General features: G+C 72.1%; 26 protein-coding genes. 12 read left to right on the forward strand and 14 right to left on the reverse strand.

Features of this window, described 5'->3' with window-relative positions; all coding sequences use genetic code 11:
* The 8 genes from E1262_RS02525 to E1262_RS02560 all read right to left on the reverse strand — a co-directional run.
* Positions 1-1242 (reverse strand): sensor histidine kinase (locus E1262_RS02525; RefSeq protein ID WP_238992796.1); only part of this gene is annotated, 1242 nt, incomplete at its 3' end.
* A gap of 23 nt (positions 1243-1265) precedes the next feature.
* Positions 1266-1817: a TetR/AcrR family transcriptional regulator gene (locus E1262_RS02530; RefSeq protein ID WP_203453475.1), complete on the reverse strand. Its 552-nt coding sequence runs from the start codon at positions 1815-1817 to the stop codon at positions 1266-1268.
* Positions 1818-2123: 306 nt separating this feature from the next.
* Positions 2124-2570, reverse strand: coding sequence for a 50S ribosomal protein L9 (gene rplI, locus E1262_RS02535; RefSeq protein WP_119661007.1), 447 nt, complete (start codon positions 2568-2570; stop codon positions 2124-2126).
* A 17-nt stretch (positions 2571-2587) separates the two neighbouring features.
* On the reverse strand, positions 2588-2824 hold the full coding sequence (rpsR, locus tag E1262_RS02540) for a 30S ribosomal protein S18 (protein WP_026877935.1): 237 nt from the start codon (positions 2822-2824) through the stop codon (positions 2588-2590).
* 125 nt (positions 2825-2949) lie between these two features.
* Complete coding sequence (locus E1262_RS02545; protein ID WP_132101484.1) at positions 2950-3471, reverse strand: single-stranded DNA-binding protein; 522 nt, start codon at positions 3469-3471, stop codon at positions 2950-2952.
* Positions 3472-3483: 12 nt separating this feature from the next.
* A complete protein-coding gene (rpsF, locus tag E1262_RS02550; protein WP_132101485.1) occupies positions 3484-3774 on the reverse strand; it encodes a 30S ribosomal protein S6 in 291 nt (96 codons plus the stop codon).
* 173 nt (positions 3775-3947) lie between these two features.
* On the reverse strand, positions 3948-5315 hold the full coding sequence (locus E1262_RS02555; RefSeq protein ID WP_132101486.1) for an acetamidase/formamidase family protein: 1368 nt from the start codon (positions 5313-5315) through the stop codon (positions 3948-3950).
* 84 nt (positions 5316-5399) lie between these two features.
* On the reverse strand, positions 5400-5822 hold the full coding sequence (locus E1262_RS02560) for a hypothetical protein (RefSeq protein WP_132101487.1): 423 nt from the start codon (positions 5820-5822) through the stop codon (positions 5400-5402).
* 82 nt (positions 5823-5904) lie between these two features.
* Here E1262_RS02560 and E1262_RS02565 point away from each other — a divergent pair, with 82 nt between their 5' ends.
* Positions 5905-6693, forward strand: a complete 789-nt coding sequence (locus tag E1262_RS02565; RefSeq protein ID WP_132101488.1) for a deoxyribonuclease IV — start codon at positions 5905-5907, stop codon at positions 6691-6693.
* A gap of 176 nt (positions 6694-6869) precedes the next feature.
* Here the strand turns inward: E1262_RS02565 and E1262_RS02570 are convergent, their stop codons facing one another.
* Entirely contained in the window at positions 6870-7376 is a 507-nt protein-coding gene (locus E1262_RS02570) for a MarR family winged helix-turn-helix transcriptional regulator (RefSeq protein ID WP_132101489.1), read from the reverse strand.
* Positions 7377-7452: 76 nt separating this feature from the next.
* Between E1262_RS02570 and E1262_RS02575 the strand changes: the two genes are divergently transcribed.
* The 3 genes from E1262_RS02575 to E1262_RS02585 are packed head-to-tail and all read left to right on the forward strand — an operon-like array spanning position 7453 to position 10290.
* Positions 7453-8061 (forward strand): YceI family protein, encoded by a 609-nt coding sequence (locus E1262_RS02575; protein ID WP_132101490.1) that lies wholly within the window; start codon positions 7453-7455, stop codon positions 8059-8061.
* A 40-nt stretch (positions 8062-8101) separates the two neighbouring features.
* Positions 8102-9241, forward strand: a complete 1140-nt coding sequence (locus E1262_RS02580; protein ID WP_132101491.1) for a lipid II:glycine glycyltransferase FemX — start codon at positions 8102-8104, stop codon at positions 9239-9241.
* Between the two features lie 5 nt (positions 9242-9246).
* Entirely contained in the window at positions 9247-10290 is a 1044-nt protein-coding gene (locus E1262_RS02585; protein ID WP_132101492.1) for an alanine racemase, read from the forward strand.
* A gap of 8 nt (positions 10291-10298) precedes the next feature.
* On the opposite strand, the gene E1262_RS02590 is transcribed toward E1262_RS02585, so the two are convergent.
* The 4 genes from E1262_RS02590 to E1262_RS02605 all read right to left on the reverse strand — a co-directional run bounded on the left by E1262_RS02590 (position 10299) and on the right by E1262_RS02605 (position 17010).
* On the reverse strand, positions 10299-11864 hold the full coding sequence (locus E1262_RS02590) for an alkaline phosphatase D family protein (protein WP_132101493.1): 1566 nt from the start codon (positions 11862-11864) through the stop codon (positions 10299-10301).
* 149 nt (positions 11865-12013) lie between these two features.
* Complete coding sequence (locus tag E1262_RS02595) at positions 12014-13156, reverse strand: mannosyltransferase family protein (protein ID WP_132101494.1); 1143 nt, start codon at positions 13154-13156, stop codon at positions 12014-12016.
* Positions 13153-14571: a glycosyltransferase family 87 protein gene (locus E1262_RS02600; RefSeq protein ID WP_132101495.1), complete on the reverse strand. Its 1419-nt coding sequence runs from the start codon at positions 14569-14571 to the stop codon at positions 13153-13155. Before E1262_RS02600 ends, E1262_RS02595 begins: the two co-directional genes overlap by 4 nt.
* Before the next feature lie 30 nt (positions 14572-14601).
* Positions 14602-17010 carry a transglycosylase domain-containing protein gene (locus tag E1262_RS02605; protein WP_132101496.1) on the reverse strand — a complete coding sequence of 803 codons (2409 nt, stop codon included), beginning with the start codon at positions 17008-17010 and terminating at the stop codon, positions 14602-14604.
* A gap of 310 nt (positions 17011-17320) precedes the next feature.
* On the opposite strand from E1262_RS02605, the gene E1262_RS02610 reads away from it, so the two are divergent.
* The 6 genes from E1262_RS02610 (at position 17321) to E1262_RS02635 (ending at position 24126) form a co-directional block, all read left to right on the forward strand.
* Positions 17321-17968: a PadR family transcriptional regulator gene (locus tag E1262_RS02610; protein ID WP_132101497.1), complete on the forward strand. Its 648-nt coding sequence runs from the start codon at positions 17321-17323 to the stop codon at positions 17966-17968.
* Positions 17965-19044 (forward strand): inositol-3-phosphate synthase, encoded by a 1080-nt coding sequence (locus E1262_RS02615; RefSeq protein ID WP_132101498.1) that lies wholly within the window; start codon positions 17965-17967, stop codon positions 19042-19044. Before E1262_RS02610 ends, E1262_RS02615 begins: the two co-directional genes overlap by 4 nt.
* Before the next feature lie 460 nt (positions 19045-19504).
* A complete protein-coding gene (locus E1262_RS02620) occupies positions 19505-22708 on the forward strand; it encodes a sensor histidine kinase (RefSeq protein WP_132101499.1) in 3204 nt (1067 codons plus the stop codon).
* Complete coding sequence (locus tag E1262_RS02625) at positions 22705-23100, forward strand: roadblock/LC7 domain-containing protein (protein ID WP_053203669.1); 396 nt, start codon at positions 22705-22707, stop codon at positions 23098-23100. The genes E1262_RS02620 and E1262_RS02625 overlap by 4 nt, the downstream gene beginning before the upstream one ends.
* Positions 23101-23249: 149 nt before the next feature.
* Complete coding sequence (locus E1262_RS02630) at positions 23250-23549, forward strand: DUF742 domain-containing protein (RefSeq protein ID WP_238992797.1); 300 nt, start codon at positions 23250-23252, stop codon at positions 23547-23549.
* Complete coding sequence (locus E1262_RS02635; protein WP_132101501.1) at positions 23530-24126, forward strand: GTP-binding protein; 597 nt, start codon at positions 23530-23532, stop codon at positions 24124-24126. Before E1262_RS02630 ends, E1262_RS02635 begins: the two co-directional genes overlap by 20 nt.
* A gap of 354 nt (positions 24127-24480) precedes the next feature.
* On the opposite strand, the gene E1262_RS30135 is transcribed toward E1262_RS02635, so the two are convergent.
* Entirely contained in the window at positions 24481-24654 is a 174-nt protein-coding gene (locus E1262_RS30135) for a hypothetical protein (protein WP_162605739.1), read from the reverse strand.
* A 332-nt stretch (positions 24655-24986) separates the two neighbouring features.
* On the opposite strand from E1262_RS30135, the gene E1262_RS02640 reads away from it, so the two are divergent.
* Positions 24987-25400 carry a hypothetical protein gene (locus tag E1262_RS02640; RefSeq protein WP_132101502.1) on the forward strand — a complete coding sequence of 138 codons (414 nt, stop codon included), beginning with the start codon at positions 24987-24989 and terminating at the stop codon, positions 25398-25400.
* Between the two features lie 44 nt (positions 25401-25444).
* Positions 25445-26338 carry a hypothetical protein gene (locus tag E1262_RS30140; protein ID WP_162605740.1) on the forward strand — a complete coding sequence of 298 codons (894 nt, stop codon included), beginning with the start codon at positions 25445-25447 and terminating at the stop codon, positions 26336-26338.
* Positions 26339-26388 lie beyond the last annotated feature (50 nt).

Here is a 26388-nt window from a genome sequence, read left to right on the forward strand (position 1 = left end):
CCCCGGCAGATGCACCCGCACCCGCCACACGCCGTCCGCGGCCTGCGCGGACAACTCGCCGCGCAGCAACCGCACGCGCTCCCGCATGCCGCTCAGGCCGCGGCCACCGTTCGCCCGGCCGGACGCACCACCCGCCGCCGCGCCGTCCGGCAGCGGGTTCGACACGTCGATGTCCAGGCCGTCCGCCGTCGCGGCGACCCGGAGCCGGACCGGCACGTGCTCCGCATGCCGGGCCGCGTTCGTCAGGCCCTCCTGCACGATCCGGTACGCCTCCCGTGACAGCACCGGCGGCACCGCCGCCAGATCGCCGTCGACCGTCGCCTCCAGCTCCATGCCGGTGGTCCGGGTGTCGTCGATCAGCCGGGGCAGGTCGGCCAGTGTGCGTTGCGGCGACGCGTCGGCGTCCGGTGCCGTCCCGCCCGCGCGCAACACACCGAGCACGTGGTCGAGGTCTTCCATGGCCGCCCGGCCGGCCTCCTCGACCGCGACCAGCGCGCGGCGGGCGAACTCCGGGTCGGAGTCGAGCACCCGGCGCGCGGCCGCCGCCTGCAGCGTCGTCACGGTCAGGGCGTGGCCGACGGAGTCGTGCAGCTCGCGGGCCAGCCGGTTGCGCTCGGCGAACTCGTGGGCCTGCGCCTCCATGGCCAGCCGCAGTTCGGCCGGCGACGGGCCGAGCAGCAGCGGCGCGAACCATGCCAGCAGCGCGCCGAGCCCGGCCACCAGGTACGCCGTCGCCACGACCAGCCCGAGCCCGAGCAGTACCGCCCACACCCCGGTGACGCCGTCGAGCAGCGACAGCCCGGCGATCCCGCGCCCGTCGTCGAACCCGAGCCCGCGCACCACCAGCAGCACCGCCGTCGGGGCGGAGAACAGCACCGCCGCCATCGCCGCACCGCCGCTGAGCAGGTGCAGCACGTACCAGCCGGCACCGAACAGCCGGCTCTCCCACGGCGGGTCGGCGGCCGGGTCGGGCAGGTCGACGTCGAGCAGGCCGCGGGTCGCGGTGATCTCCAGCGCCCGCATCGCCGGCAGGAACGGCGGCACCGTCGCGATGACCAACGTGACCGCCGCCAGCACCCCGGCCGGCACGTACGGCGTCCCCGGCTCGGTGAACAACTGCACGAAGCCGATGATCAGCAGGACGTACGGGAGCAGGATGACGCCGCCGAGCAGCAGGTGGACGCCCCGGCGGACCAGCCGGCGCACGGCGAGTGGCGCGACGATGCTCCGGAGCGATCCCACGCCCCCGATTGTCGCAGGCTGTGTCAGGACGGCGGGCGCTCGCCGTCGTCGTCCCCGGGCAGCATCGACAGCGCCACCGCACACGCGGCGTCGAAGACCTCGTCCGAGGTCGCCTCGACGTCGTTCATGATCATCGGGGCGCCGTGCAGCGCGAAGAACGCCATGCGGCCGCACAGCTGCACCGGCAGGGGGTCGCGGGGATCGACGACGAAGTCGACCAGCACCCGCATCCGGTCGCGCAACGCGCCGCCGCACTCGTGCACGCGCAGCGCCGGCTGGTTCTCCATGAGGAACCGCAGCAGTGGCGTGCCCTGGCTGCGGATCGCCTTGGCGTACCGCTCGATCAGCTCGCGCCGGTTCTCCGGCGTGCGCTCCTGGCCACGGGCCCAGTCGACCACTTCGTCGACGGCCGTCAGCAGGTCGTCGACCAGGCTCTGGACGATGTCGTCCTTGCTCTTGAAGTAGTAGTAGAGCGACGCCTTCGTCATGCCGAGGCGCTCGGACAGCTCTCGCAGCGACGTCTTGTCGTAGCCCTGCTCGGCGAACAGCTCCAGCGCGACGTTCTGGATGCGCATTCGCGTACTGCGCGTGTCTCGGTCGAGCATGGGGCTCCGTCGTCCGTGGGGGTCCGTGCAGTGAACGTACCCAGATGCGGGAAAGGTTCCACGTCAACGACCTGGCGGAGAACCCGCCGGAGAGACAGAGAGGCCCGCGGGCCAGCATGGTGCTGGCGCGCGGGCCTACTCAGGAGGGTCGGGCAGACCGGCGATAAGAGGGGGCCGGAGGCCTCCTCTTATCGCTGGTGCAGGACGCCGGGCCAGGGCGACCGTGGCTGGAGCCATGCCCGGCCCGACGACATCCGATAGCTCGTGTGACGGGCGTCAGGCCGGGACGACCTCGAGCGCGACGTCGGCGGCGACCTCGGGGTGCAGGCGCACGGTCACGCGGTGGGTGCCGACCGTCTTGATCGGCGCGCCCACCTCGATGCGGCGCTTGTCGATGGCCGGGCCACCGGACGCCGTGACCGCCGTCGCGATGTCGGCCGAGGTGACGGCGCCGAACAGCCGGCCGGAGTCGCCGGCCTTGGCGGCGAGCTTGACGGCCGTGCCCTCGAGCTGCGCCTTGACCGCACGAGCGGAGTCGAGGTCGGCGAACTCGCGGGCCGAACGGGCGCGGCGGATGGAGTCGATCTCCTTCTGCCCACCCTTGGTCCACGCGATCGCGAAGCCACGCGGCACGAGGTAGTTGCGGCCGTAGCCGTCCTTGACCTCGACGACGTCACCGGCGGCACCGAGCCCCGGCACTTCCTGAGTGAGAATCAGCTTCATGGCGTCTTCTCCCGTTCTCAGCGAGCCGTCGAGGTGTACGGCAGCAGCGCCATCTCGCGGGCGTTCTTGATCGCCGTGGCGACGTCGCGCTGGTGGCGGGTGCAGTTGCCGGTGACGCGACGGGCCCGGATCTTGCCGCGGTCGGAGATGTACTTCCGCAGCAGCGAGGTGTCCTTGTAGTCGACGTAGTCGACCTTGTCCTTGCAGAAGGCGCAAACCTTCTTCTTCGGCTTGCGCAGCGGGGGCTTTGCCATCGTGGTGCTCCTCCTTCGGGGAGCCCGGTCGCCTCGCTGGCCGCGGCTGACCGGGATGGGTTGACGGGCGCGTTCTCGAGCGGGGCGGCCTCCAGAGCCGCCCCCGAACGCTGATTACCTGGTGTTCAGAACGGGGGCTCGTCGGCCGGCGGACCGGCCGGGGCACCCCAGGGGTCGTTGCCGCCGCCCTGCGGCGCACCGCCGCCGGACGGGGTGGCCCACGGGTCGTTGCCACCGGCAGGGGCGCCGCCGCCGCCGAAGCCGCCGCCACCACCACCGGACCGCTGGGTCCGGGTGACCTTGGCCGTGGCGTAGCGCAGGCTCGGACCGATCTCGTCGACGTCGAGCTCGATGACCGTGCGCTTCTCGCCCTCGCGGGTCTCGTACGAGCGCTGCTTGAGCCGGCCCGTCACGACGACACGCATACCGCGCTGCAGCGACTCGGCGGCGTTCTCGGCCGCCTGCCGCCACACCGAGCACGACAGGAACAGCGGGTCGCCGTCCTCCCACGTGCTGGTCTGCCGGTTGAACGTGCGCGGCGTGGACGCGACGCGGAAGTTCGCGACCGCGGCGCCGCTGGGCGTGAAGCGCAGCTCAGGGTCGTCGGTCAAGTTGCCGACGACCGTGATGACGGTCTCGCCTGCCATTGGTGGTCCCTCTCAGTGGGCTTCCGGCCGAACGACCTTGGTACGCAGCACCGACTCGGACAGTCCGAGCTGGCGGTCGAGCTCTGCCACAGTGTCGGCCTCGCACGTGACGTCGAGCACCGCGTAGATGCCCTCGCTCTTCTTGCCGATCTCGTACGAGAGCTTGCGGCGGCCCCAGATGTCGATCTTCTCGACCGAGCCACCGGACTCACGCACGACCCCGAGGTACTGCTCGAGGCTGGGGGCAACGGTGCGCTCCTCGGACTCGGGGTCCAGGATCACCATGACCTCATAACGACGCATGCCGGATCACCTCCTGTGGTCTTCGCGGCCACGGTCTCTCCGTGGCAGGAGGGCTGAACGTCGATGGCCCGGTCGGATGCACACAGGTCCGTGCATGACCAGGCCGCTGGCAAGGTTACCAGCGTTGAGCCGAAACGCCGATTCGGTTGTCCACAGGGTGTGACCTGCGCGTCTCAGGCGCGGTGGCGGAAATGCTCCTTCCGGATGATTCCGTGCACGCCAACTGTACGGTCGACCACCTGGGAGACGGCGAAGTCGGCTCCGGCCGAAAGGTAGGCGTACGCCGTCGAGCGGTCCATCCCGAGCTCGTCCTGCAGGAAGTCCAGTGCGTTCACGACGGCCCGGCGCATGGCGACGTCGAGGTCGCTCACCTGGCCACCGATGGCGCCGTCGGGGTCGGACAACCCGATCGGGACCCACGCGTCAGGCGTCTCCGCGAACGGGTAGCCGAACGCGACGCCCGGGGCACGGCCGTCCCCGCGCTTGCACACGGTCAGCCGGAAGGTCAGCCGCAGTGACCCCTCCAGCGCCGTCAGCGCCACCTCGCCGTCGCCCATGGCGAAGTGCGGGTCACCGACGTGGAACAGCGCACCCTCGGCGACCACCGGCAGATAGAACGCGGAGTCGAGGCCGAGCAAGCTGATGTCGATGTTGCCGCCGCCCTTCGTGGGCGGGATCGAGTTGACGGAGGGGTCGGTGGCCGACGCCGCGCTGGTGGTGGCGACGCCCATGAGACCGGCGAAGGGCTCGATCGGGAACGTGACCTCGCCGGAGTGGCCCACTGGCAGACGGCCGACCGCGCTGCCGCGCCGGGTGGTCACCGGCGTGAACGTCGAGACATTGCCGTAGCGCACCGGGTCGCCGGTGGCCCGCCCGTCGGTCTCGATGGGCGGCATCACCTCGGAGCGAGCGAGATCGGCGAACGCGGCGGACAACGCGCCCTTGCCGTGCCGGCTGGACACGACGCCGTACGGCACCCGCGGCAGCGCCGACAGCGTCTCGACCTTGAGGACGTCGCCCGGCTCGGCGCCCTCGACGAACACCGGACCGGTGACCACGTGGGGCCCGTCGACGTCGAAATCGCGCGGGGTGCGGTCGTACCCGGCGGCGATCGCTATGGCGTCGTCGAGCACGTCACGGCGGCGCACGCCCTTGTTCGCGAAGTACGCGACCGGGTCTCGGCCCTGATCCTCGAGGATCCCCTCGTGCGAGACGGTGTCGATGGTGACGGTCTCGCCGGAGCGCATCCGCAGCACCGGCTCGTCCCCGACGCGGGGCAGGTATCCCCACAGCACCTGGTCGGGGTCGCTGCGCAGGTAGTGCCGGCCATCGATGGGGCCGGTCCCGGGCTGCAAGACGCGTCCCGGCAGCCGCACCCGGGACGCGGGTACGGCGTCGGCGTCCGCGCTCGCCCGGCCCGCCAGCGGGACCGCCGCCGCGATGGCCGCACCGAGCGTGCCCATCGCGCGCAGCAGTCCTCGCCGGCCGAGGCCGCGCGCCAGTCTGGCGCCCACTTCGGCGGTGACATCGTCATCGGGCATCGCAAAGCGGCTCATGGCGACCCATGCCAGCGCGCCGCCGTGACGGCACTGTTTCGCCCGGCGCGTGGGAGCGTTACGAAACCGTCAGAAGTCGGGCCCGGCCTCCAGCCGCTGGCGCAGTAGCCGCTCCAGCGGCATCGACTCGCCGTCGCGGGCGCCGACGCCCACGTGCAGCGGCGGGTCCGACGGCGCGATGCGCACGCCGAGCAGCCGCGACCGCGGCGACCGCGGCACGTCCATCAGGTAGAAGGCGCCATCCTCACCCACCGCCATGGCCCCGTTGCGGCGGACGTACCAGCCGCGCAGCCCCGTCTTGTACCGGACGGCGCCCTCGGCGGCCCGCGCCCGGAGCGGGTGCGCGGGCACACCGGCCGCCGTCATCGCGGCGACGAACTCCGCGACCAGCGCCTTGGCCCGCTCGGTCTCGGCCGCCTGCTTGCGCGCGAGCGCCTCGGCCTGCGCCCGGACAACGTCCCGCCGCTGCTCCCGCCAACTGCCCTCGCCCACCCCTGCACCCTACGGCGACGGCGCGTAGGCCGAGATCACGGCAGCCGCCGACCTGTCAGCGCCGCGCGGTAGCGTCTGTGGCATGGCTGAGCAGCGCATCGGAGCCCACGTGAAGCAGGGCGACCCCATCACGACGTCCAAGGCCACCGGGGCCGGCGCGGTGCAGATCTTCCTCGGCGACCCGCAGGACTGGAAGGCGCCGAAGCTGGCCTACCCGGGCGGCGCCGAGACGCTCAAGGCCGACGCCGAGGCGGCCGGGCTGACGGTCTACGTGCACGCGCCGTACGTCGTCAACGTCGCCACCACGAACAACCGCATCCGCATCCCCAGCCGCAAGATCCTGCAGCAGCACGTCGACGTCGCGGCGCAGGTGGGCGCGGCGGGCCTCGTCGTGCACGGTGGCCACGTGCTGAAGGGCGACGACCCGCAGGTGGGCGCCGACAACTGGCGCAAGGCCGCCGAGCGGCTGGACGCGAAGGTGCCGGTGTTCATCGAGAACACCGCGGGCGGCGACTACGCCATGGCCCGCAAGCTCGACCGGCTGGCCATGCTCTGGGACGCCGTCGGCGAGTTCGGGTTCGGCTTCTGCCTCGACACCTGTCACGCCTTCTCGGCCGGCATCGCGCCGGAGGACATGGTGGAGAAGACGCGGGCCATCACCGGGCGCATCGACCTCGTGCACGCCAACGACAGCCGCGACCCGTTCGACTCCGGCGCCGACCGGCACGCCACCATCGGCACGGGCACCATCGGCGGCGAGGCCATCGTCGCCGTCATCGAGGCGGCGGGCACCGACGCCATCGTCGAAACGCCGGCCGAGGGCCAGGACGACGACGTCGCCTACCTCCTCAACTACTTCGAAGCCCGCTAGCGGCGGTGGGCGGCGAGCCCCCGTGGACCGCGGGACGACAGGTCAGCCAGGCCGGTGTCCGGGGATGCCGGCGGGGCAGGCTCGGGCGTCCGAGCGAGGAACGAGCGAGGCGGGCGGGGCCGGCATCCCCGGACACCGGCCGGACCCACGGCAGCCGGCCACCCCGGCCGAGCGGATCAGACGTCCACGCGCGGCCGCGCCCGGGCCGCCTCCGCCACGCCGGCGACGGCCTCCGGCCTGACGGTGTCGCGCACGATACGCAGTGCCTCGGTCAGGGCGGCCAGCTGCTCGGGCGTCAGCAGTCCGGTGTACCAGCGGTCGACGTCCTCCATGTGGTCGGCGACGGCGGCCGTCACGCGCTCCAGGCCGGCGTCGGTGAGGACCGCCCAGGTGCCGCGGCGGTCGGTGTCGCAGCTGGCGCGCACCACCAGCCCGGCCCGTTCCAGGCGGTCGACCACCCGGGTCACGCCACTGGTGGTCAGGCTGGTCTGGGCAGCGAGGTCGCTCATGCGCAGCTGGGTGTTGGGCGTGCGGCCGAGCCGCAGCATGATCTCCAGCTCGTTCTCGGACAGGCCGTGGCGGGCCAGGCGGGCGGCGAACTTCTGCGTCAGCCCCCGATGCACCTCGACGAGCAGCCCCACGGCAGTGAGCCGGTCGTCGTCGATGATTCGCGTCGTCGCCATAGATGCTGATGCTAACAATGGTTGACGGCGCAAGATATTGAACGTTGAAGCACATTCGCCAGAGAAAGGGCAGGCCATGGCCGAGGCGCACACCGCCCGCAACGTGCACCCGTGGAACGGGCTCACCGTGCCGGGCGCCGGCGTCTTCACGCTCGACCCCGCGCACGCCGACGTCACCTTCGCCGTCCGCTACCTCATGGTCAGGCAGATCAGGGGGCGATTCGGCGACGTCCGCGCCACGCTGACGGTCGGCGAAGACCCCACGGCGTCGCACGTCGAGGTCGTCGTCGGGACGGCCAGCCTGGGCACCGGCGAGGACGACCGGGACGAGCGGCTCCGCTCGGCCGACTTCTTCGACGTCGTCCACCACCCGGACCTGACGTTCCGGTCCACCCGCATCGCCCACGTCGAGGGCAACGAGTTCGTGCTGGCCGGCGACCTCACCATCCGCGGCACCACCCGGCCGGTGGAGTTCCGGGCCAGCTTCGACGGCGTCGGCTTCGACCCGTGGGGGGCCCAGGTCGTGGGTCTCAGCGCGCGCACCGAGATCGACCGCGAGCGCTGGGGACTCACGTGGAACCGGGCGCTCGAGACCGGCGGCGTGCTGATCGGCAAGACTGTGGTGCTGGAGATCGACGCGGAGTTCACCCGCCCGGCCCAACCGGACACTCCCGGACGTTCGTGATCGTTCTCGGGTCCACACCGGAACCGGGTACCCTCGCCCCGTGACACGCTCCCCCGCCCTCGCCGTCCGAGAGATCACCAGCGACCAGCACCTCGCCGCGATCGCCGAGCGGCCCTCGGTCAGCTTCCTCCAGACGCCGGCGTGGGGTGTGGTCAAGCGCGACTGGCGGTCCGGCTCCGTCGGCTGGTTCGACGGCGACAAGCTGGTCGGCGTGGCGCTGGTGCTGTACCGCAAGGCGCCGCGCATCCGCCGCTACCTCGCCTACATTCCCGAGGGTCCGAGCATCGACTGGGACGGCGCCGCGGCCGCCGGCGACCTGCATCGGTGGCTCGCCCCGCTGGCCGAGCACGTCAAGTCTCAGGGCGCGTTCGGCCTGCGCATGGGGCCTGCGGTGGTGACCCGCCGGTGGCACAACGCCACCCTCAAGAACGCCCTGGCCGATCCCGTCATCACCCGGCTGCGCGACCTGCCGGCCGACGAGACCACCGCCACCGGCACCGCGCTGGCCGAGCAGCTGACGGCGCTGGGCTGGCGCCCGCCCGCGGACATCGACGGGTTCGCCGCCGGCCAGCCGCGGCACGTGTTCCAGCTGCCGCTGGAGGGACGCGACGCCGACGACGTGCTCAAGGGTTTCAACCAGCTGTGGCGGCGCAACATCAAGAAGGCCGACAAGGCCGGCGTCGTCGTCTCGTCCGGCACCGCCGCCGACCTGCCCGAGTTCCACCGCATCTACGCCGAGACCGCCCAGCGCGACGGCTTCACGTCCCGCCCGCTCTCCTACTTCGAGGGCATGTGGGCGGCCATGACCGCCGAGGCCCCGGAGCGGCTGCGGCTGTACCTGGCGCACCACGAGGGCGACCTCGTCGCGGCCACCACCATGACCCGCGTCGGCACGCACGCCTGGTACTCCTACGGCGCCTCGACGACGGCCAAGCGCGACGTCCGCGGCTCCAACGCCATCCAGTGGCGCATGATGCAGGACGCGCTGGCCGAGGGCTGCGCCGTCTACGACTTGCGCGGCATCACCGACACCCTGTCCGAGGACGACCCGCACGCCGGCCTGATCCGGTTCAAGCTGGGCACCGGTGGGCAGGCGGTCGAGTACCTCGGGGAGTGGGACCTGCCCATCTCACGGGTGCTCTACTCTGCCTTCGACCTCTACATGAAGCGCCGGAGCTGACCCCGTTGTCCCTGACCCTGCACATCGCCGCCGGCCAGTGGCGCGGCCGGGTGCGTCGCTACGTTGAGGACGCCACCGAGGCGGGCGTCACCGTCGTCCCCGTCGCCAAGGGCAACGGCTACGGCTTCGGCAACGCCGTGCTGGCGGCCGAGGCGGCCCGGCTCCGGGTGGCCACGCTGGCCGCCGGCACCTATGAGGAGGTCCCGGCCGTCACCGGCGAGTTCGGCGGCGACGTGCTGGTGCTGACGCCGTGGCGGCCCTGGCTGGCCGGCGCGCTCGGCGACGACCGCGTCGTGCACACCGTGTCGCGGCTGGAGGACCTACGCCAGCTGGCCGCCGGAACCGCCCGGCCGCGGGTCGTCGTCGAGGTCCTGACGAGCATGCGGCGGCACGGTATCGTCCCCGGCGAACTGGCCGAGACGGCGAAGCTGCTCGACGACGTGCGGTTCGAGGGGTTCGCGCTGCACCTGCCGCTGGCCGGCGACCACACCGCCGAGGCGACGACGCTGGCCCGGCAGGCGTTCGAGGCGGTGCCGGCGGCGGCCCGCACGATCTGGGTCAGCCATCTCACCGCCGCCCGGGCCGCGGCGGTGGGCATTGCCACGTCCGCGGAGGTGCGGCTGCGGGTGGCGACGGCGCTCTGGCTCGGCGACCGCTCCGGGCTGACCCCTAAGGCGGCCGTCCTCGACGTGCACCGGGTCCGGCGCGGCGAGACGTACGGCTACCGGCAGCGCCGCGCCCGCCGCGACGGCACCGTCGTGGTGGTCGCGGGCGGGACGGCACACGGCATCGCGCTGCAGGCCCCGACGGCGGCGAGCACGCTGCGGCAGCGGGCGACGGCGCTGGCCCGCGGCGGGCTGGAGGCGGGTGGGCGGGCGCTCTCGCCGTTCCGCGTCGCCGGCAAGCAGCGCTGGTTCGCCGAGCCGCCACACATGCAGTGCTCGATGATCTGGCTCCCCGACGGCGTCGAGCCGCCGGCCGTGGGCGACGAGGCCGACGTCGAGGTCCGCTTCACGACGACGTCCTTCGACACCCTCGCCTGGGACTGACGTCGCGCTCAGCCCGGGTGCAGGGTCGGGTCCCGGTCCTCGACGACGAACGTCGCCGCCGTCTGCGCCTCGGCACCCGGAGCGGTGACGTAGGGCAGGATGCGGAAGTCCGCGCGCAGCTCGCCCTCGGTGAACCTGGTGCGGACGTAGCCGCGGCGGTTCTTGAAGAACTTAATGTGCGGGTTCTCTGAGAGCTCGCGCGAGTTCGTGTTCTCGTTGCCGTCACCCGTGCTGGTGATCGAGGTGGTGACCAGTTCGACGCCGACGCCCGCGGAATCCGGCTGGTCGGGGTTCTCCCTGAGGTCCGCGGCCCAGTGCCGATGCACGTCACCGGTGAGCACCACACCGTTGCGCACCTGGCTGCCGCCCATCGCGGCGGCGATCCGGTCGCGGCTGGCCCGATAGCCGTCCCAGGAGTCCATGTCGAAACCTTGCAGCTCACCGTAGGTTCGGTCGCGCTGGGCGAAGAACACTTGCTGGCCGAGTACGTCCCAGCGGGCTCGGGAACGGTGGAACCCGTTGATCAGCCAGCGCTCCTGCTCGGTGCCGGTCATGGTGCGGTTCGGGTCCAGCCGCTCCGCGCAGTCGACTCGCAGGCCGTCGCCGCAGGCCTGATCGTCGCGGTACTGGCGGGTGTCCAGCATGTGGAAGGTGGCGAGGTCGCCCCAGGCGAACCTGCGGTAGAGCCGCATGTCGGTTCCGCGGGGGCGGGCCGTCCGGCGCAGCGGCATGTTCTCGTAGTAGGCCTGGAAGGCCGCGGTCCGCCGGTCCGGAAACCCCGGGTCGGGTGCCTCGGGCACCTCGCCGGCCCAGTTGTTCTCGATCTCGTGGTCGTCCCAGATCACCAGCCACGGCGCGGCGGCATGGGCCGACTGCAGATCCGGGTCGGCCTTGTACTGGGCGTACCGCCGGCGGTAGTCGGCCAGTGTGCGGATCTCCGGGCCGAGCACGGCTCGGATGTCGCCGGAGTTGGCGGGGTACTCGTACAGGTAGTCGCCGAGGTGCAGGACGAGGTCCGGGTGGTCCTCGGCGAGCCGTCGATACGCGGTGAAGTAGCCGTCGCCGTAGTCCGCGCACGACGCGAAGCACATGGTCAGGTCGGGCATCGTGCCTGGCGCCGGCATGGTGAGGGTCCGGCCGACCGGCGAGATGTGGCGGTCGGCACGGAAGCGGTAGTAGTACTCCGTGCCCGGGCGCAGGCCACCGGCCTCCACGTGCACGCTGTGCGCGGCCGCGGATCGTGCGGTCGTCGCCCCGCCGCGCACGACGTGCCGGAACCGCTCGTCCGTCGCGATCTGCCACTGAACGACGAGGTCGCGGTCGGGCATGCCGCCGAGTCCGCTGTCGGCGAGCGGGTCGGTGGCCAGGCGGGTCCAGAGCACCACGCTGTCGGGCCACGGGTCCCCTGACGCCACGCCGAGCGTGAACGGGTTCGTCGTCAGCGGGCCGCGCCCGGCGCCCCGCTGAGCGGCCGCGGCCGGTTCGGCGGCGAGGCCCGCCAAGCCGAGGCCGACGGCGGCGGTGCCGCCGAGCAGGATCGAGCGGCGGTTGACGGTGGACGGGGCATCAGACACGAGAACCTCCCTGATCGGGTGTTACTCGTGCATGCAACATTACGGTCATGGCCGATATTGGTGGCGGTGAGTGAACCCTCCGGAACGCGTGGGTGAACGGATCACCGGCTCGGCGTCATGGGCACGCCGTGCCCGGCCTCGGTCAGAGCTCAGCCGGCCCAGCGACCCGTCAGATAGGCCGCCGCCCACACCGACATCAACGGCACCGAGACCGCCAGGTACGCCCACAGCACCCAGCGCCGCCGGGCCGCCAGCAGGGCGATCGTCACCCACAGGGGCCACCACAGCAGCGTGGCCCGCGGCACCGAGAAGAACCACGTCGACGTGCCGAACGCGATGACCTGGAGGCCGACCCAAGTCGCCTCACCCCAGCGACGCCACCACAGCAGCGCAGCCGTCAGCACGACGCCGACCAGCATGGCGACGATCTCGGCCCGGAACATCCAGGCGAACCCGGGCGTCTGGGTGCCACCGAACGCCGCCTGCCAGGTGGTGTCGAAGGCCGTCCACGGCCAGCTGAAGTGCCGGTCCCAGCCCTCGGCCTGGGCATGCAGCCACGCCAGCCAGTCGCCGGTCTCGGACTCCAGGTACAGCGACCACGCCAGCAACGGCAGCGCGGGCAGGAACAGCCAGCCGAGCCCGGACCACCACGGCCGGCCGGTCCGCTCGATCGCCTCGCGCCGCGTCGTCAGCCACTGGACGGCGATGGCCGCCGCCAGGAACAGGCCGCTGACCCGCACGGTGCACGACAGCGCCGTCAGCACGCCGGCCGCCAGCCAGTGCTGCCGCCGCGCCGCCAGCCAGGCCGGCAGCGCGCAGGCGAGGAACAGCGACTCGGTGTACGGGGCGGCCAGGAACACCGCCGACGGCGACGTCACCCACACCAGGACGGTGAGCCGGCCGATCCGCTCGCCGCCCTCCAGTTCGCCGATGCGGCCCAGCGCCACCGCGGCGACGGCGCCGGCCAGCACGGACACGACCAGCCCGGCGAGGACGTGCCGCAGCCCCAGCTCGGCGCCGAGCCACAGCAGCGCCGGGAAGCCGGGGAAGAACGCCTCGTTGGGCACGCCGGTGGGCTCGCCGCCGTAGCCGTGGATCGCGATGCCGGCGTAGTGCCAGAAGTCCCACTGATGCCACCGGTCCAGCGCAGGGACGACGTCCTGGCCCTGGGCGACGAACATCCAGCCGGTCGCGCCGGCGATCACCCACATCGAAACCCGGCTGGCCAGCCAGATGCCCAGCGAGTCGTAGTCGATCGCGCGCACCCGCTCGGCCAGCGTCCGCGCCGTCATGCCGGCATCGCCCCCCGGCGCCGGTGCCTGGGTTCGACGGCGCCAGGCGGCGGCGTGAGGAACCGGCGGATGGGGTCCTCCTCGGGACGGCGGATGTCGCGCACGACCATGACAACGAGCCAGAGCAGCCCGGCGATCCGCAGCATGATGGCCAGCGCGTACTGGTCGTTCGACAGCAGCGGCGCCGACGGGTCGTAGAGCGTGGCCAGGTAGCGCCACACGAGCAGGAAGTAGACGGCCTCGGCGACCTGCCAGACGGCCAGGTCGCGCACCCGCGGCCGGGCCAGCACCGCCAGCGGCAGCAGCCAGAGCGAGTACTGCGGCGACCACACCTTGTTCACCAGCAAGAACGCGGCGACGGCGAGGAAGGCGAGCTGGGCGACGCGGGGCGGGACCGGCGCCGTCAGGGCGAGCGCGGCGATGAGCACCAGCAAGACCACCGCGGACGCAACGACGAGGTCGTCGACGGACTCGGGCAGCAGGTCCGGCGCCAGCAGGTCCACCGCGAACCACGTCGACCCGAAGTCGGCCGCGCGGTCGGCGTTGAACGTGAAGAACTCGCGCCAGCCGGTCGGCGCCCACCACGCCACCGGAAGGTTCACCGCGGACCACGCGACGACGGCACCCGCCACGGCCACGGCGGCATCGCGCAGCGCGCCGCGCCGGTCCGGCGACCGCAGCGCCACCAGGACCAGCACGCCGAGCAGCAGCGCCGGGTACAGCTTCGTGGCAGTGCCGAGCCCGATCAGCACTCCGGCGAGCAGCGGCCGGTCACGCGACCACGCCAGCATCGCCAGTGCCGTGGCCAGCACCGCCAGCAGGTCCCAGTTGACGTACGCGCTGAGCAGCAGCAACGGCGAGGCCGCCACCAGGAGCCCGTCCCACGGACGGCGCGGTACCGTGCGAGCGGTCGCGACCACCACGCCGAGCGCCGCGACCGCCATGATCACAGCGGTGAGGTCGAAGAAGACCACGCTCTCCGCGATCGCCGGCGGGAGCCCGCCTCCACCGCCGAACGCGCCGTACAGCGCGGCCGCCGCGACCGCGGTCACCTGCATGACCGCGCCGGTCAGCACCGGGTACTCCAGCAGGCTGTCGCGGTAGGCCACCAGCCCGTCGACGAAGCCGCGCTCGCGGTACAGGAACGCGACGTCGCTGTAGCACAGCGACGTCCACATCGACCGGTCCGCGCGGTCGGCCCAGCCGTCGGCCCGGCAGGGCTGGTCGGCGAGGAACCCGAGCGCCAGCACGACGACCGCGACCAGCAGCGCGATCCGGACCGGACCCCACCAGCGCCGCGGCGTGGCCGCATGGCGGCCGAACGGCCCACCGATCGCCTCGCTCAGGCCCGCGACGACCGGATCCTCACGACTGGGCGCGGCGGACTCCTCGCGGCCCTGCTGCGGCACCGACACGAGTCGACAGCCTAGACGGACGGCGTGACGTCAGCGGTCGGTACCGCCGGCGTCACCCCAGGTACCGCCGTTGGCGTTCCCGTTGCCGGTGTCGTCGCTGGTCGGTTCCTCGGTGGGTTCCTCGGTGGGTTCCTCAGTGGGTTCCTCGGTGGGGTCGCCGCCCGTGTCGCCGTCTCCGCCGTCGGTGCCGCCCCACTCGCTCCCGGACTCGTCGCCGCCGGTGTCGCCGGACACATCACCACCGTCGCCGGACTCGTCCGAGCCGGACTCGTCGCCACCGTCGCCGTTGCCGTCACCGCCGCCATTGCCGTTGTCGCCGTTCTCGTCCTCGGTCGGGCTCTCGGTCGGGGTGGGCGTGGGTGTCGGCGACGGGTTGACCGGCTCGCCGACCTCCGCGGGCTCCGGGAACTCCTCGACCTCGATGCCTTCCAGCGCGCCGGCCATGAACGCGGTCCAGATGCGGGCCGGAAACGCGCCACCCGTGAAGGTGTCCATGCCGTCGACGCCGTCGAGCGACACGGTGCCGGCGGTCTCGCCGTCGCCGCGGAAGATCGCGACGCTGGCCGACAACTGCGGCACGTAGCCGGAGAACCACGCGGTGAGGTCCTCGTGGGTGCCGGTCTTGCCGGCGGCCGGCCGGCCGAGGTTCTGCGCCTCGCGGCCGCTGCCGTTCTCGACCACCTGGCTGAGCGCGAAGGTGGTGTCGGCGACGACGCCCGCGTCGAGCACCGTCTCGGGGACGGGCTCGACGCGGTACGGGACGTTGCCGCCGGGCTCGGTGACCGAGCGGACGGTGTACCAGTCGGCGTGCCGGCCGCCCGCTGCCAGCGTGGCGTACGCCTCGGCCATGTCGATGGGCCGGACGTGGCCGATGCCGATGGTGACACGGGGGTCCAGGCGCAGGTCGGCCTCCTCGTCGGCAGCGTAGGTCAGTCCGGAGGCCAGCTGGGTGTCGACGATGGTGTCGGGCCCGATATCCAAGGCGAGGTCGACGTATGCCGTGTTCATCGACTGCTCGGTCGCGGTGACGAGGTCGATGGCCTCGCCGTACTCCTCGTCGCCCTGGTTGTGCACGGGCGGGCCGAGGATCGGGTCGGTGAGGGTGTTGCCGGAGTAGCGGCTCTCCAGTGAGATGCCCTGACTCAGGGCCGTGGCCAGCGTGAACGGCTTCACCGCCGAGCCGCCTTGGACGGAGCCGTCGATGGCGTCGTTGAACGGCTGCTCGACGGCGTCGGGCCCGCCGTACATCGCGACCACCGCGCCGTCGCCGGGTGTGACCGCCGCGAGGGCGACGCGGACGCCGTCGGCGTCCTCCTTCGGCCGCTCCGCCTCCACGGCCTGGATCGCTGCCGACTGCGCCTTGGGGTCGAACGTCGTGACGACGCGCAGACCGCCGGTGTCGATCTCGTTCTCGGTGAAGCCGTTGTCGAGCAGCTCGTTGCGGACCTGCTGGAGCAGGTAGCCGTTCGGACCGCCGTAGACGTTGGTGTTCTGCTCCGGCACGACGGCGGGCGGCACCAGGGTGTCGGCGGTGGCGGCGTCGAGCTTGCCGATCTCGACCATGCCGTCGACGACGTACTGGAACCGCCGCTCGTACCGCTCGGCGTTCTCGGGACCCAGCGTGGGGTCGTAGCGCGTGGGCGAGCGCAGGATGCCGGCCAGCGCCGCGCACTCGGCGGTGCCGAGCTCGGACACCGGCTTGCCGAAGTAGGAGCGCGACGCGGTCTGGATGCCGTAGACGCCGCGGCCGAACCAGATGGTGTTGAGGTAGGACGCGAGGATGTCGTCCTTGTCCAGCTGCTGGTCGATCTTGACCGAGATGAACAGCTCCTGCACCTTGCGGGTGAGGGTCTGCTCCTGGGTCAGGTAGTAGTTCTTGACGTACTGCTGCGTGATGGTGGAGCCACCGCCGGCCGCCGTCGACCCGTTGTTGCGGATGTAGCCGATGCCCGCGCGCATCATGCCGACCGGGTCGAAGCCGTTGTTCTCGTAGAAGCTGCGGTCCTCGGCGGCCACGACGCCGTCCTGGCAGGCCTGCGGGATGTCGGAGATGTCGACGGTCTCGCGGTTCTCGGCGCTGAACCGGCCCAGCTCGGTCTCGCCGTCGTTCCAGTAGACGATGGTCGCCTCGGACCGGGCGAACGCGTTGGCCTCGGGGATGTCCGTCATGGCGTAGGCGATGCTGACCCCCGCGACGCCGAGCAGCATCATGCCGAGTGCGTAGAGACCGAACGCCTTCCAGGAGACGAACCGGCGCCAGCCCTTGCGGCGGCCCTTGGCGCCCTTCTTGCCGTTACGGCCGGCGGCGTAGCGGCGGCCGCCGCGTTCAGGGGTCGCCGACGGGACCGCTCCGGCGGACGCGGCGGTTCTCGGAGCCGCGTTCCGGGACGCGGCTGTACGCGCGCGGTCGCCCGCGCGGCGTCGCCCTTCGTTCGTCACAGAGTTCCCGGTCGGTTCGCGGACATCGGCCTTCCGGGGCGCGCGATGAGGCGCCCCGGATTCATGCAGAGCCTACGACGCTCCATGCTCGATCACGCCAATCCTGCTCCGGCCTCGGACGTTTCAAACCTGCGTGTGACGGCACAGCCGTCCCACCCGTCACGCCGGTGTACAGGGCCCGGGCCTGCGGCAGCGCGATCGTGAGGCCGGTCACTTGCGGTTCACGTCGGAGACGTTCTATCGTCCTGAACTATCGTATGGATGTATCGGTTCGATACATCGATCTGAATGATGCAAGGGAGCGTACCTCGTGGGCAAGCGGGCAGAGGCGCTGGAGCTGGCCATCCTGGGCCTGCTCCACGACGCGCCGCTGCACGGCTATGAGCTCCGCAAGAGGGTGAACTCGCTGCTGGGGTGGGGGCGAGCCTTCTCGTACGGCACCTTGTATCCGACCCTCAAGGCGATGGTGCGGCAGAACTACCTGGCGGAGGACCAGCCGGTCGACACCTTGGTGACGCCGGCTCCGCATCGCAGCGGGCGCCGCGGCCGCATCGCCTACCGGCTCACCCCGGAGGGCAAGGAGCGCTTCGCCGAGCTGCTCTCCCAGACCGGACCATCGGCCTGGGACGACGAGCACTTCGGTGTGCACTTCGCGTTCTTCGGCCGGGCCGACGCCGATACCCGCATGCGGATCCTCATCGGCCGGCGCAGCCGGCTGCAGGAGAAGCTCGACCAGTTCCGCTCGGCGCTGTCGCGCACCCGCGAGCGGCTCGACGCCTACACGCTGGAGCTCCAGCGGCACGGCCTGGAGTCGGTCGAGCGTGAGGTCAAGTGGCTCGACGACCTGATCAGCGCCGAACGGCGCTCGATCGACAGGCCACCGGGCGCCATGCCCACCCCAGGGGCCGGTGAGCCACCGGCGCCCCCCACCGGAAACGAAGGAGAGAACGGCCGATGAGCTCGGTACGTGTTGGCATCGTCGGCGTGGGTAACTGCGCCGCCTCGCTCGTGCAGGGCGTGCACTATTACCGTGACGCCGACCCGGCGACGAAGGTCCCCGGGCTGATGCACGTTCAGTTCGGCGACTACCACGTCCGTGACGTCGAGTTCGTCGCCGCGTTCGACGTCGACGCGAAGAAGGTCGGGCAGGATCTCGCCGACGCGATCGGCGCCAGCGAGAACAACACCATCAAGATCTGCGACGTGCCGCCCACCGGCGTCGTCGTGCAGCGCGGCCACACGCTGGACGGCCTGGGCAAGTACTACCGCGAGACCATCGTCGAGGACGAGAGCGAGCCGGTCGACGTCGTCGCCGCGCTGAGGGCCGCCAAGGTCGACGTGCTCGTCTGCTACCTGCCGGTGGGCTCGGAGCAGGCCGCGAAGTTCTACGCGCAGGCCGCCATCGACGCAGGGGTGGCGTTCGTCAACTGCCTCCCGGTCTTCATCGCCGGCACCCAGGAGTGGGCGGACAAGTTCACCGCCGCTGGTGTCCCGATCGTCGGCGACGACATCAAGTCGCAGATCGGCGCCACCATCACGCACCGCGTGCTGGCCAAGCTGTTCGAGGACCGCGGCGTCACCGTCGACCGGACCTACCAGCTCAACGTCGGCGGCAACATGGACTTCAAGAACATGCTCGAGCGCGAGCGGCTGGAGTCCAAGAAGATCTCGAAGACGCAGTCGGTCACCTCGCAGCTGGTCGAGGGCCTTGAGCCGCGCAACGTCCACATCGGCCCGTCCGACTACGTGGCGTGGCTGGACGACCGCAAGTGGGCGTTCATCCGGCTCGAGGGCCGCAACTTCGGCGACGTCCCGCTGAGCCTCGAGTACAAGCTCGAGGTCTGGGACTCGCCCAACTCGGCCGGCATCGTCATCGACGCCATCCGCGCGGCGAAGATCGCACAGGACCGCGGCATCGGCGGGCCGATCCTCTCCGCGTCGTCCTACTTCATGAAGTCGCCGCCGGAGCAGTACTCCGACGACGTCTGCCGCGAGAAGGTCGAGCAGTTCATCCGCGGAGAGATCGAGCGCTGAGCGAGCGGAGGCAGGGGCGTCGCCGCAACGCGGCTCGCCGCGGCGACGAAGCCCCTGCCGGAGCGAGCGAAGCCGAGATCTCGACCAATGTGGCGGAGAGATCGAGCGCTGAGCGAGCGTCGCACGGGTGACAGGAGCCGGCGCCCCACGGGGTGCCGGCTCCCTCGCGTTCGTACCGACGCCCGGGCGTTGGTACGAGCCCCGATCGGCCGAACGGCATGAGAATCCCATCAGCGATGCGGCAGTTTGACGTGGCTCGTCTACCATTTCCGTCATGCTCCGGTGGGATCGTGTGCCAGATTGAGGTGTTTCACCCATCGGTCGCCTATTGACAGAACGCTGCCGGGCAGCAAGCGTCGTCTAGCGGCGCGTGTGCGTCCCGGAGCACGACGGCGGCCATGAGGGGCCCGAGTCGCTCATTGTCGAGCGGCCATGGGGGACGACAGAGGAAGGATCATCGATGACGCGGACCGCCCGAGGACGCCGTAGCAACGACGGCGCCACGAAGCGGGCGCGCGCGAACCTGCGCCCAGCAGACCAGCGCCCAGCCGTGAAGTCCGGCCGTGCGAGGGAGGGCGGCGACAGCGACCGCTCGCGGTCGTTCTGGCAGTCCTTCCTGCACGACCGCAGCGTCCGGTCGCGGGTCGCCGCACTGGTTCTCCTCCCGCTGCTGGGCACGCTGGTGCTCGGCACGCTGTTCTTCCAGAACGCCCTCGACGAGGCGTCGTCGGCCTCGCGCACCGAGAGCCTGGCCGAGGTCGGCATGGTGTCGCTCCAGGCGCTCCAGGCACTCCAGGACGAACGCGACATCACCGGTCTCGCCCAGGGCGGCGGCGCCGACGCCGAGTCGGTCGACAATGCGCGCCAGACGACCGACGCCGCCCTGGCGGCACTGTCCGACGAGATCGAGGAGCGCCGCGGCGACGACCTCGGCGCCAGCTACGAGGCCGCGGTCGAGCAGTTCGATACCGAGGTCGACCGGCTGAGCGGCACCGAGCACGAGTCGAACTACCGCATCCAGCGCGACGCCGACGACCCGCCCTTCAACGAGGGCGGCACCGACGGCTACCACCGGTTCGCCGAGACCCTGCAGCGGCTCGCCACGGCCTCCGCCGCCGGCACCGACGACCCCACGCTGGCCCGCCGCATCTCAGCGCTCGCCGACATCGCCCAGGCGGTCGAGTCGGCGTCGCTGGAGCGCGGCATCGTCGCCTACTTCATGCAGCCCGAAACCGTGCCGACGACGGCCCAGCGCGACCAGGCCGTCCTCCTGCAGGGTGAGCAGGACCTGCTCCTCGACGGCCGGTTCCTCCGCGCCCTCGGCTTCACCGAGCAGGCCCGCATCTACTCCAACGAGATCTACGTCGCCAACCGCGCGCTCACCGAGGCCCGCACCGACATCGCCGACGGCGCCGCACCGCGGGTCTCCAAGCAGGACTGGTGGACGGCGTCGACGGAGCGGCTCGACGCCCTGCGCGACATCCAGCAGGAGTCCGGCAACACCGTCCTGTCCCTCGCCGCCGACCGCACCGACAGCGCCCGGGTGACCGCGCTGTTCAGCGCGCTCGGCGTGCTCGCCGTCCTGGCGCTCACCGTCTACCTCGCCATCGTCGTGGCGCGGTCCATCATCGGCCCGCTGCGCCGGCTGCGCGCCTCGGCGCTCGAGACCGCGCAGACCCAGCTGCCGGCGCTGGTCGACCGGGTGCACAAGGACGGCCCGGTGGTGGCCCGCAACCTGCCCGACGCCGTCCAGGCCGAGGGCCGCGACGAGATCGGCCAGGTCGCCACCGCGTTCAACAACGTCCACGCCACAGCCGTCCGGGTCGCCGCCGAGCAGGCGCTGCTGCGGCAGAACCTCGACACCATCGTCGTCAACCTCTCCCGCCGCACGCAGTCGCTGGTCGACCGCCAGCTCGGCGAGATCGAGGGCCTCGAGCAACGCGAGCGCGACCCCGACCAGCTGAGCACGCTGTTCCGCATCGACCACATGGCCACCCGCGTCCGGCGGCACGCCGAGAGCCTCCTGGTCCTCGCCGGTGTCGACGAGATGCGCAAGCACACCAGCGCGGCCGGTGTCCTCGACGTCGTCCGCACCGCGGTCGGCGAGGTCGAGCAGTACCCCCGGGTGAAGTTCGGCGTCATGCCGACCGACCTCATCACCGCCGGCGCCGTCGACGACATCGCCCACCTGCTGGCCGAGCTGATCGACAACGCGACCGAGTTCTCCGCGCCCGCCACGCCGGTCCGGGTGACCAGCCAGCCGCTGCTCGGTGGCGGCCTGCGCCTGCAGGTCACCGACTCCGGCCTGGGCATCTCCCCCGGCCAGCTCGAGGAGCTCAATGAGCGGTTGCGCAACGTCGGTGACATCGACGTCGCCGCCTCGCGCACCCTGGGTCTCTACGTGGTCGCCCGGCTGGCCGCCAAGCATGGCATTCAGGTGCGGCTCGAGGCGGTGCCCGAGGGCGGCACGGCCGCGCAGGTCGACCTCCCGGCGCACCTGATCCTCTCGCCGCTCGACACCAGCGAGGGCGTCATCCCGGCGGTACAGGCCGAGCCGGCCACGCCGCAGCAGTCCGGCGGCCTCGGCGACTCGTGGAGCCTCGCCCCGAGCTCGGCGCCGTTGCGTCGCGACGACTCCTCGCCGTCGATCCCGCTCACCCCGACGACGGCGTCCGGCCTGACCCGTCGCGAGGAGCGGTCCGACGAGACCCGCTTCCCGGCCGAGCCCGGCCGGTCCGACCAGCCACGCCCGGCCGAGCCCGCGCCCGCGATGGACGCCGGCCGGCCCACCTGGCCCAGCCCGGAGGAGTCGCGGCTGCGTCCCGACACCGGCGAGTCGCGCATCGCGCCCATCACGGCGGAGACCCGCCCGGCCGACACCGCCGAGCGCGACCTGACCGAGTCCGGTGAGCGACAGCTCACCGAGACGGGCGAGCGTCGCCTCACCGACACCGGTGAGCGCCGGTTCACCACCGACCACGGCACCCGGCCGGACGAGTCGTGGCGGCAGCCGCTGACCAACGGAACCACGGGCGGGGCGCTGCCCACCCGCGAGCCCCGTCAGGAGCCGCTTCCCGAGGTCCGACCGCCCGCCCCACCGGTGCCGCCCGCGACACCGGCCAGGCCCGCCGCCGCCCGCGCCTCGCTGCGCGCGCCGGAGCCGGTGCTCCCGGAGAGCGACTCGCCCATCTACGACTCCGTCGCCTCGGCCTGGTTCAGCCGGTCGGGCAGCTCGTCCAGCGACTGGTCCAGCCCGGCCGACGAGGGCTGGCGGCGGGCCGCGGAGGCGCTGCGCTCGGCCGAGGAGGCCGCCAGCGCCCGCGCCGGGCAGCGCGACACCGAGCCGATCGCGACCTCGCCTCAGGTCGGTTCCGGCTGGGCGAACCGCGAGACGCCGTCTGTGCCCGAGCCGGTCGCGCAGGCGGAGCCCGCGCTCAGCGCGTCCGGCCTGCCGCTGCGGCGGCGCGGTGCCTCGCTGGTCCCCGGCTCCATCGGCGAGCTGGGCGAGACCGAAAGTACTGGACGGCCTGCGGCCGCGTCCAAGGACGCGAGTACCGTGGCCTCCACACTGGCCAGCCTGCAGCGAGGTGTCGGGCGTGGCCGGGAGGAAACAGGTGGCTGGGTCCCGAAGCGGCCCAGTGACCCCGAGAGGAGCGATTCGTGACCAACGCCTCCAGCGACGAGCTTGGCTGGCTGCTCGACCGGTTCGTCGACCGCACCACGGGCGCCGCCCACGCAGTCGTGGTCTCGGCCGACGGTCTGCACCTGGCCGGCTCCACGGGCATGCCGCGCGAACGCGGCGAGCAGCTCGCTGCGGTGGTGTCCGGACTGGCCAGCCTCACGGTCGGCGCCTCCCTGATCCTGGGCGCCGGCACGGTCCAGCAGACCCTGGTCGAGATGTCCAACGGCTTCCTGCTGGTCATGGCGGTCGGCGACGGCGCGCACCTGGCCGTCCTGGCAGCCTCCACCGCTGACCTCGGTCAGGTGGGCTACGAGATGGCCCTGCTCGTCGAGCGTGTCGGTGCCGTCCTCAACCCCGCCACCCGGGTGGGGTGAGATACGACGTGCGCGGGCGCCTGATGTGGTAGGGATCGGGTCAGCATCGCGCAGATCCATGGTCCGACGATGGTCAGGAGGTAACGATGGCGGCACCTGACGGCCGGAGGGTACGGCCGTACCTTGCGACGCGTGGGCGCACGCGCCCGGTGCAGGACATCGCCATCGAGGCCCTCGTCTCCACCACCAAGAACGGCCGCACCAACGGCTCCGACCCCGAGCCGGAGCGGGAACGTATCCTCCGGCTGTGCCACTCGCCGCGGTCCGTGGCCGAGGTGGCGGCAATCGTCTCGATGCCACTCGGCGTAGCCCGCGTGCTCGTCGCCGATCTCGAGACCGAGGGACTGGTGCGGGTCGCTGACCCGCATGCGGCCTTCGCCGGCTCCGAGGAGCCGGCCCGTAATCTGAGCGTGCTGGAAAGGGTGAGGGATGGCCTTCGTCGACTCTGAGGTGTCTGGCGGCACACAGGCCGACCAAGACGCACTGTCGGTCAAGATCGTCGTGGCCGGCGGCTTCGGCGTGGGCAAGACGACCTTCGTCGGCGCTGTGAGCGAGATCGAGCCGCTGCGAACCGAGGCACTCATGACCGAGGCCTCGACCAGCGTCGACGACCTCTCCATGCTGCCCGAGAAGCGCACCACCACGGTCGCCATGGACTTCGGCCGCATCACGCTGGCCGACGACCTCGTGCTGTACCTGTTCGGCACGCCGGGCCAGAACCGGTTCTGGTTCATGTGGGACGACATCACCCGCGGCGCCATCGGTGCCGTCGTGCTCGTCGACACCCGCCGGCTGGCCGACTGCTTCGGCGCCATCGACTACGTCGAGCAGCGGGGCATCCCGTTCGTCGTCGCGCTCAACGCGTTCAACGGCGTCCAGGAGCACGACGTCGAGGACGTCCGCGACGCACTCCAGGTCGGCCCCGAGGTCCCGTTCGTCGTCACCGACGCCCGCGAACGCGAGTCGGTCAAGGTCGTGCTCGTCACGCTGGTCGAGCACGCGATGTCGCTGATCCAGCAGACCTGACGATTCTTTTGCCCGTGCCGTCAGCCGGCGGCCCATTGTCCGGTTCCTCCTGGAACCTCCAGCCCGCACGATCCGTCCTAGTGACATGCGTCACAGGGGGTGGCTGGCTGGGCTCGTCGTCACGCTGACGGCGTGCACGGCCGCGGACGCCGAGCCCGGCGGTGGTTCCGCGACCGACGTGGAGCAGCGCTACACGGGCTCGTTCACCGTGCTCGAGAACGCCGAGCACGGCCCGCAGCTGTGTCCCGCCGGCGCGCTCGCGAGCAACCCGCCGCAGTGCGGCGGGCCGGACATCCCGAACTGGGACTGGGCCGCCGTCGAGCACGAGACGCTCGACGGCGTCAGCTGGGGCGACTACACCGTCACCGGGACGTTCGACGGCACCGAGTTCACGCTGACCGAGCCGGCCGGCCCGCCCGAGCCGCCCGGCCTCGGCGACGAGAAGCCCGACCTCACCGTCCGGCTCGACACGCCCTGCCCGGCGCCGGCGGGCGGCTGGGTGCTGGTCGACGCCGCCACCGCGAGCACGGAGGCACTCGACGCCGTCGTCCGCTATGCCGAGGGTCTGCCCGGCTACGGCGGCCTGTGGGTCGACCGCGAGGTGGAGCAGCCGCCGGACGCCCCGCCGTCAGCGGCCGCGGCGGCGGCGATCCTCAACGTCAGCTTCACCGGCGAGCTCGCTGCGCGCGAGGCAGACCTGCGCGCGGTCTGGGGCGGCGCGCTCTGCGTCACGACGGCCCGGCACCCGCACGGCGCCGCCCGAGCCACCGCCGCCGCCCGGGCCGCCGGAGGACCTGAACCAGCGCTTCGACACCTCCTGCCCCACCCCGCCCGGCGGCTGGGCCATCGCCGACGGCACGTTGACGCATGCCGCCGACTTCCAGCGCGCCCACGCCTACGCCCTGGCCGCGCCCGGCTACGTCGACTCCTGGCTGGACCGCCACGTCGCCCCCGAGGACAGGTCGGCGACGGCGCCGGCGGAGATCATCGTGAACTTCCGGTTCACCGGCGACCTCGCCACCCACGAAGCCGCACTGCGGAGCCTGTACGGCGGCGCCATCTGCGTGAGCCAAGGCGAGCGGAGCGAGCAGGAGATGGAGGCCATCGCCGCCGAGGTCGCGGCCGAACACGACGCGCTCGCCTGGACGGTGGAGACGCCGGCCAACGCGGCGTGGATTCAGGTGATCGTCGACGACGGCCTGCAGGAGCAACTCGACGCCGCGTACGGGCCAGGCGTGGTGCGGGTCGAGGCGCTGCTGCAGCCGGTGGAGTGAGCCGGCCGCCGGAACGCCGTGGCCCTCGCCGCCGTCCAAGTGGCATGCGTCACTTCGGGTGGATCGTCGCCGCGCCGGTCGCGGCCCTGTTGCTCGCCGCTTGCGGCGACGAGGAGGCGCCCATCAGCGCCTCGCCGTCGGACGCCCCGTCGTCCGCCGACCCCGGTCAGGTCTACACGGGGTTCTTCACCGTGCTGGAGAGTGCCGAGCACGGCCCGCAGCTGTGCAGCGTGGTCATGGAGTCCTATCCGCCGCAGTGTGGCGGTCCCGACGTCCTCGGCTGGAACTGGGACGAGACACCGGACGCGGAGACGGTCGACGGCGTCACCTGGGGCTTCTACTCCGTTACCGGCACCTGGGACGGAACCGCACTCACCCTCACCGAGGCGCCGCTGCCCGGCGCGGCCACCTCGCCCATGGTCCCCGACGACGCCCTGCCCGACTTCACCTCGCCGTGCGAGCCTCCGGCCGGCGGCTGGGCCGTCGTCGATCCCGCCACCGCCACGCAGGCGGCGCTCGACGCTGCCACGGCGCTCGCGGCGAGCGAACCCGACTTCGCCGGTGTGTGGGTCGACCAGTCGATCAACCCCGCGAGCACCGAACCGACGCCGGACGAGGGCGCCATGAACGACCCCACCAAACTCGTGCTCAACGCCCGGTTCACCGGCGACCTCGAGCGGCACGAGGCCGACCTGCGCGCCGTCTGGGGCGGCGCCCTGTGCGTCAGCGCGGCCGAGCACACCGAGCAGGACCTGCTGGCGATCCAGGAGGAGGTGCTCGCTGAACTGGGCGAGCTGGCCAGCGGCGCCGGTACCGACCCGACCACCGGCGCCGTCACGGTCGACGTGTTCGTCGACGACGGTCTGCAGGCGCGGCTGGACCAGCAGTACGGCGCCGGCGTGGTCCGGGTGACGGCCGCGCTGCAACCGGTCGAGTGACCTCTGCCGTCAGCGAAGGAGCCGTGACGGGCGCCAGGCCGGCTGGCTAC

It is taken from the genome of Jiangella aurantiaca (assembly GCF_004349105.1).
GTDB classification, from domain to species: domain Bacteria; phylum Actinomycetota; class Actinomycetes; order Jiangellales; family Jiangellaceae; genus Jiangella; species Jiangella aurantiaca.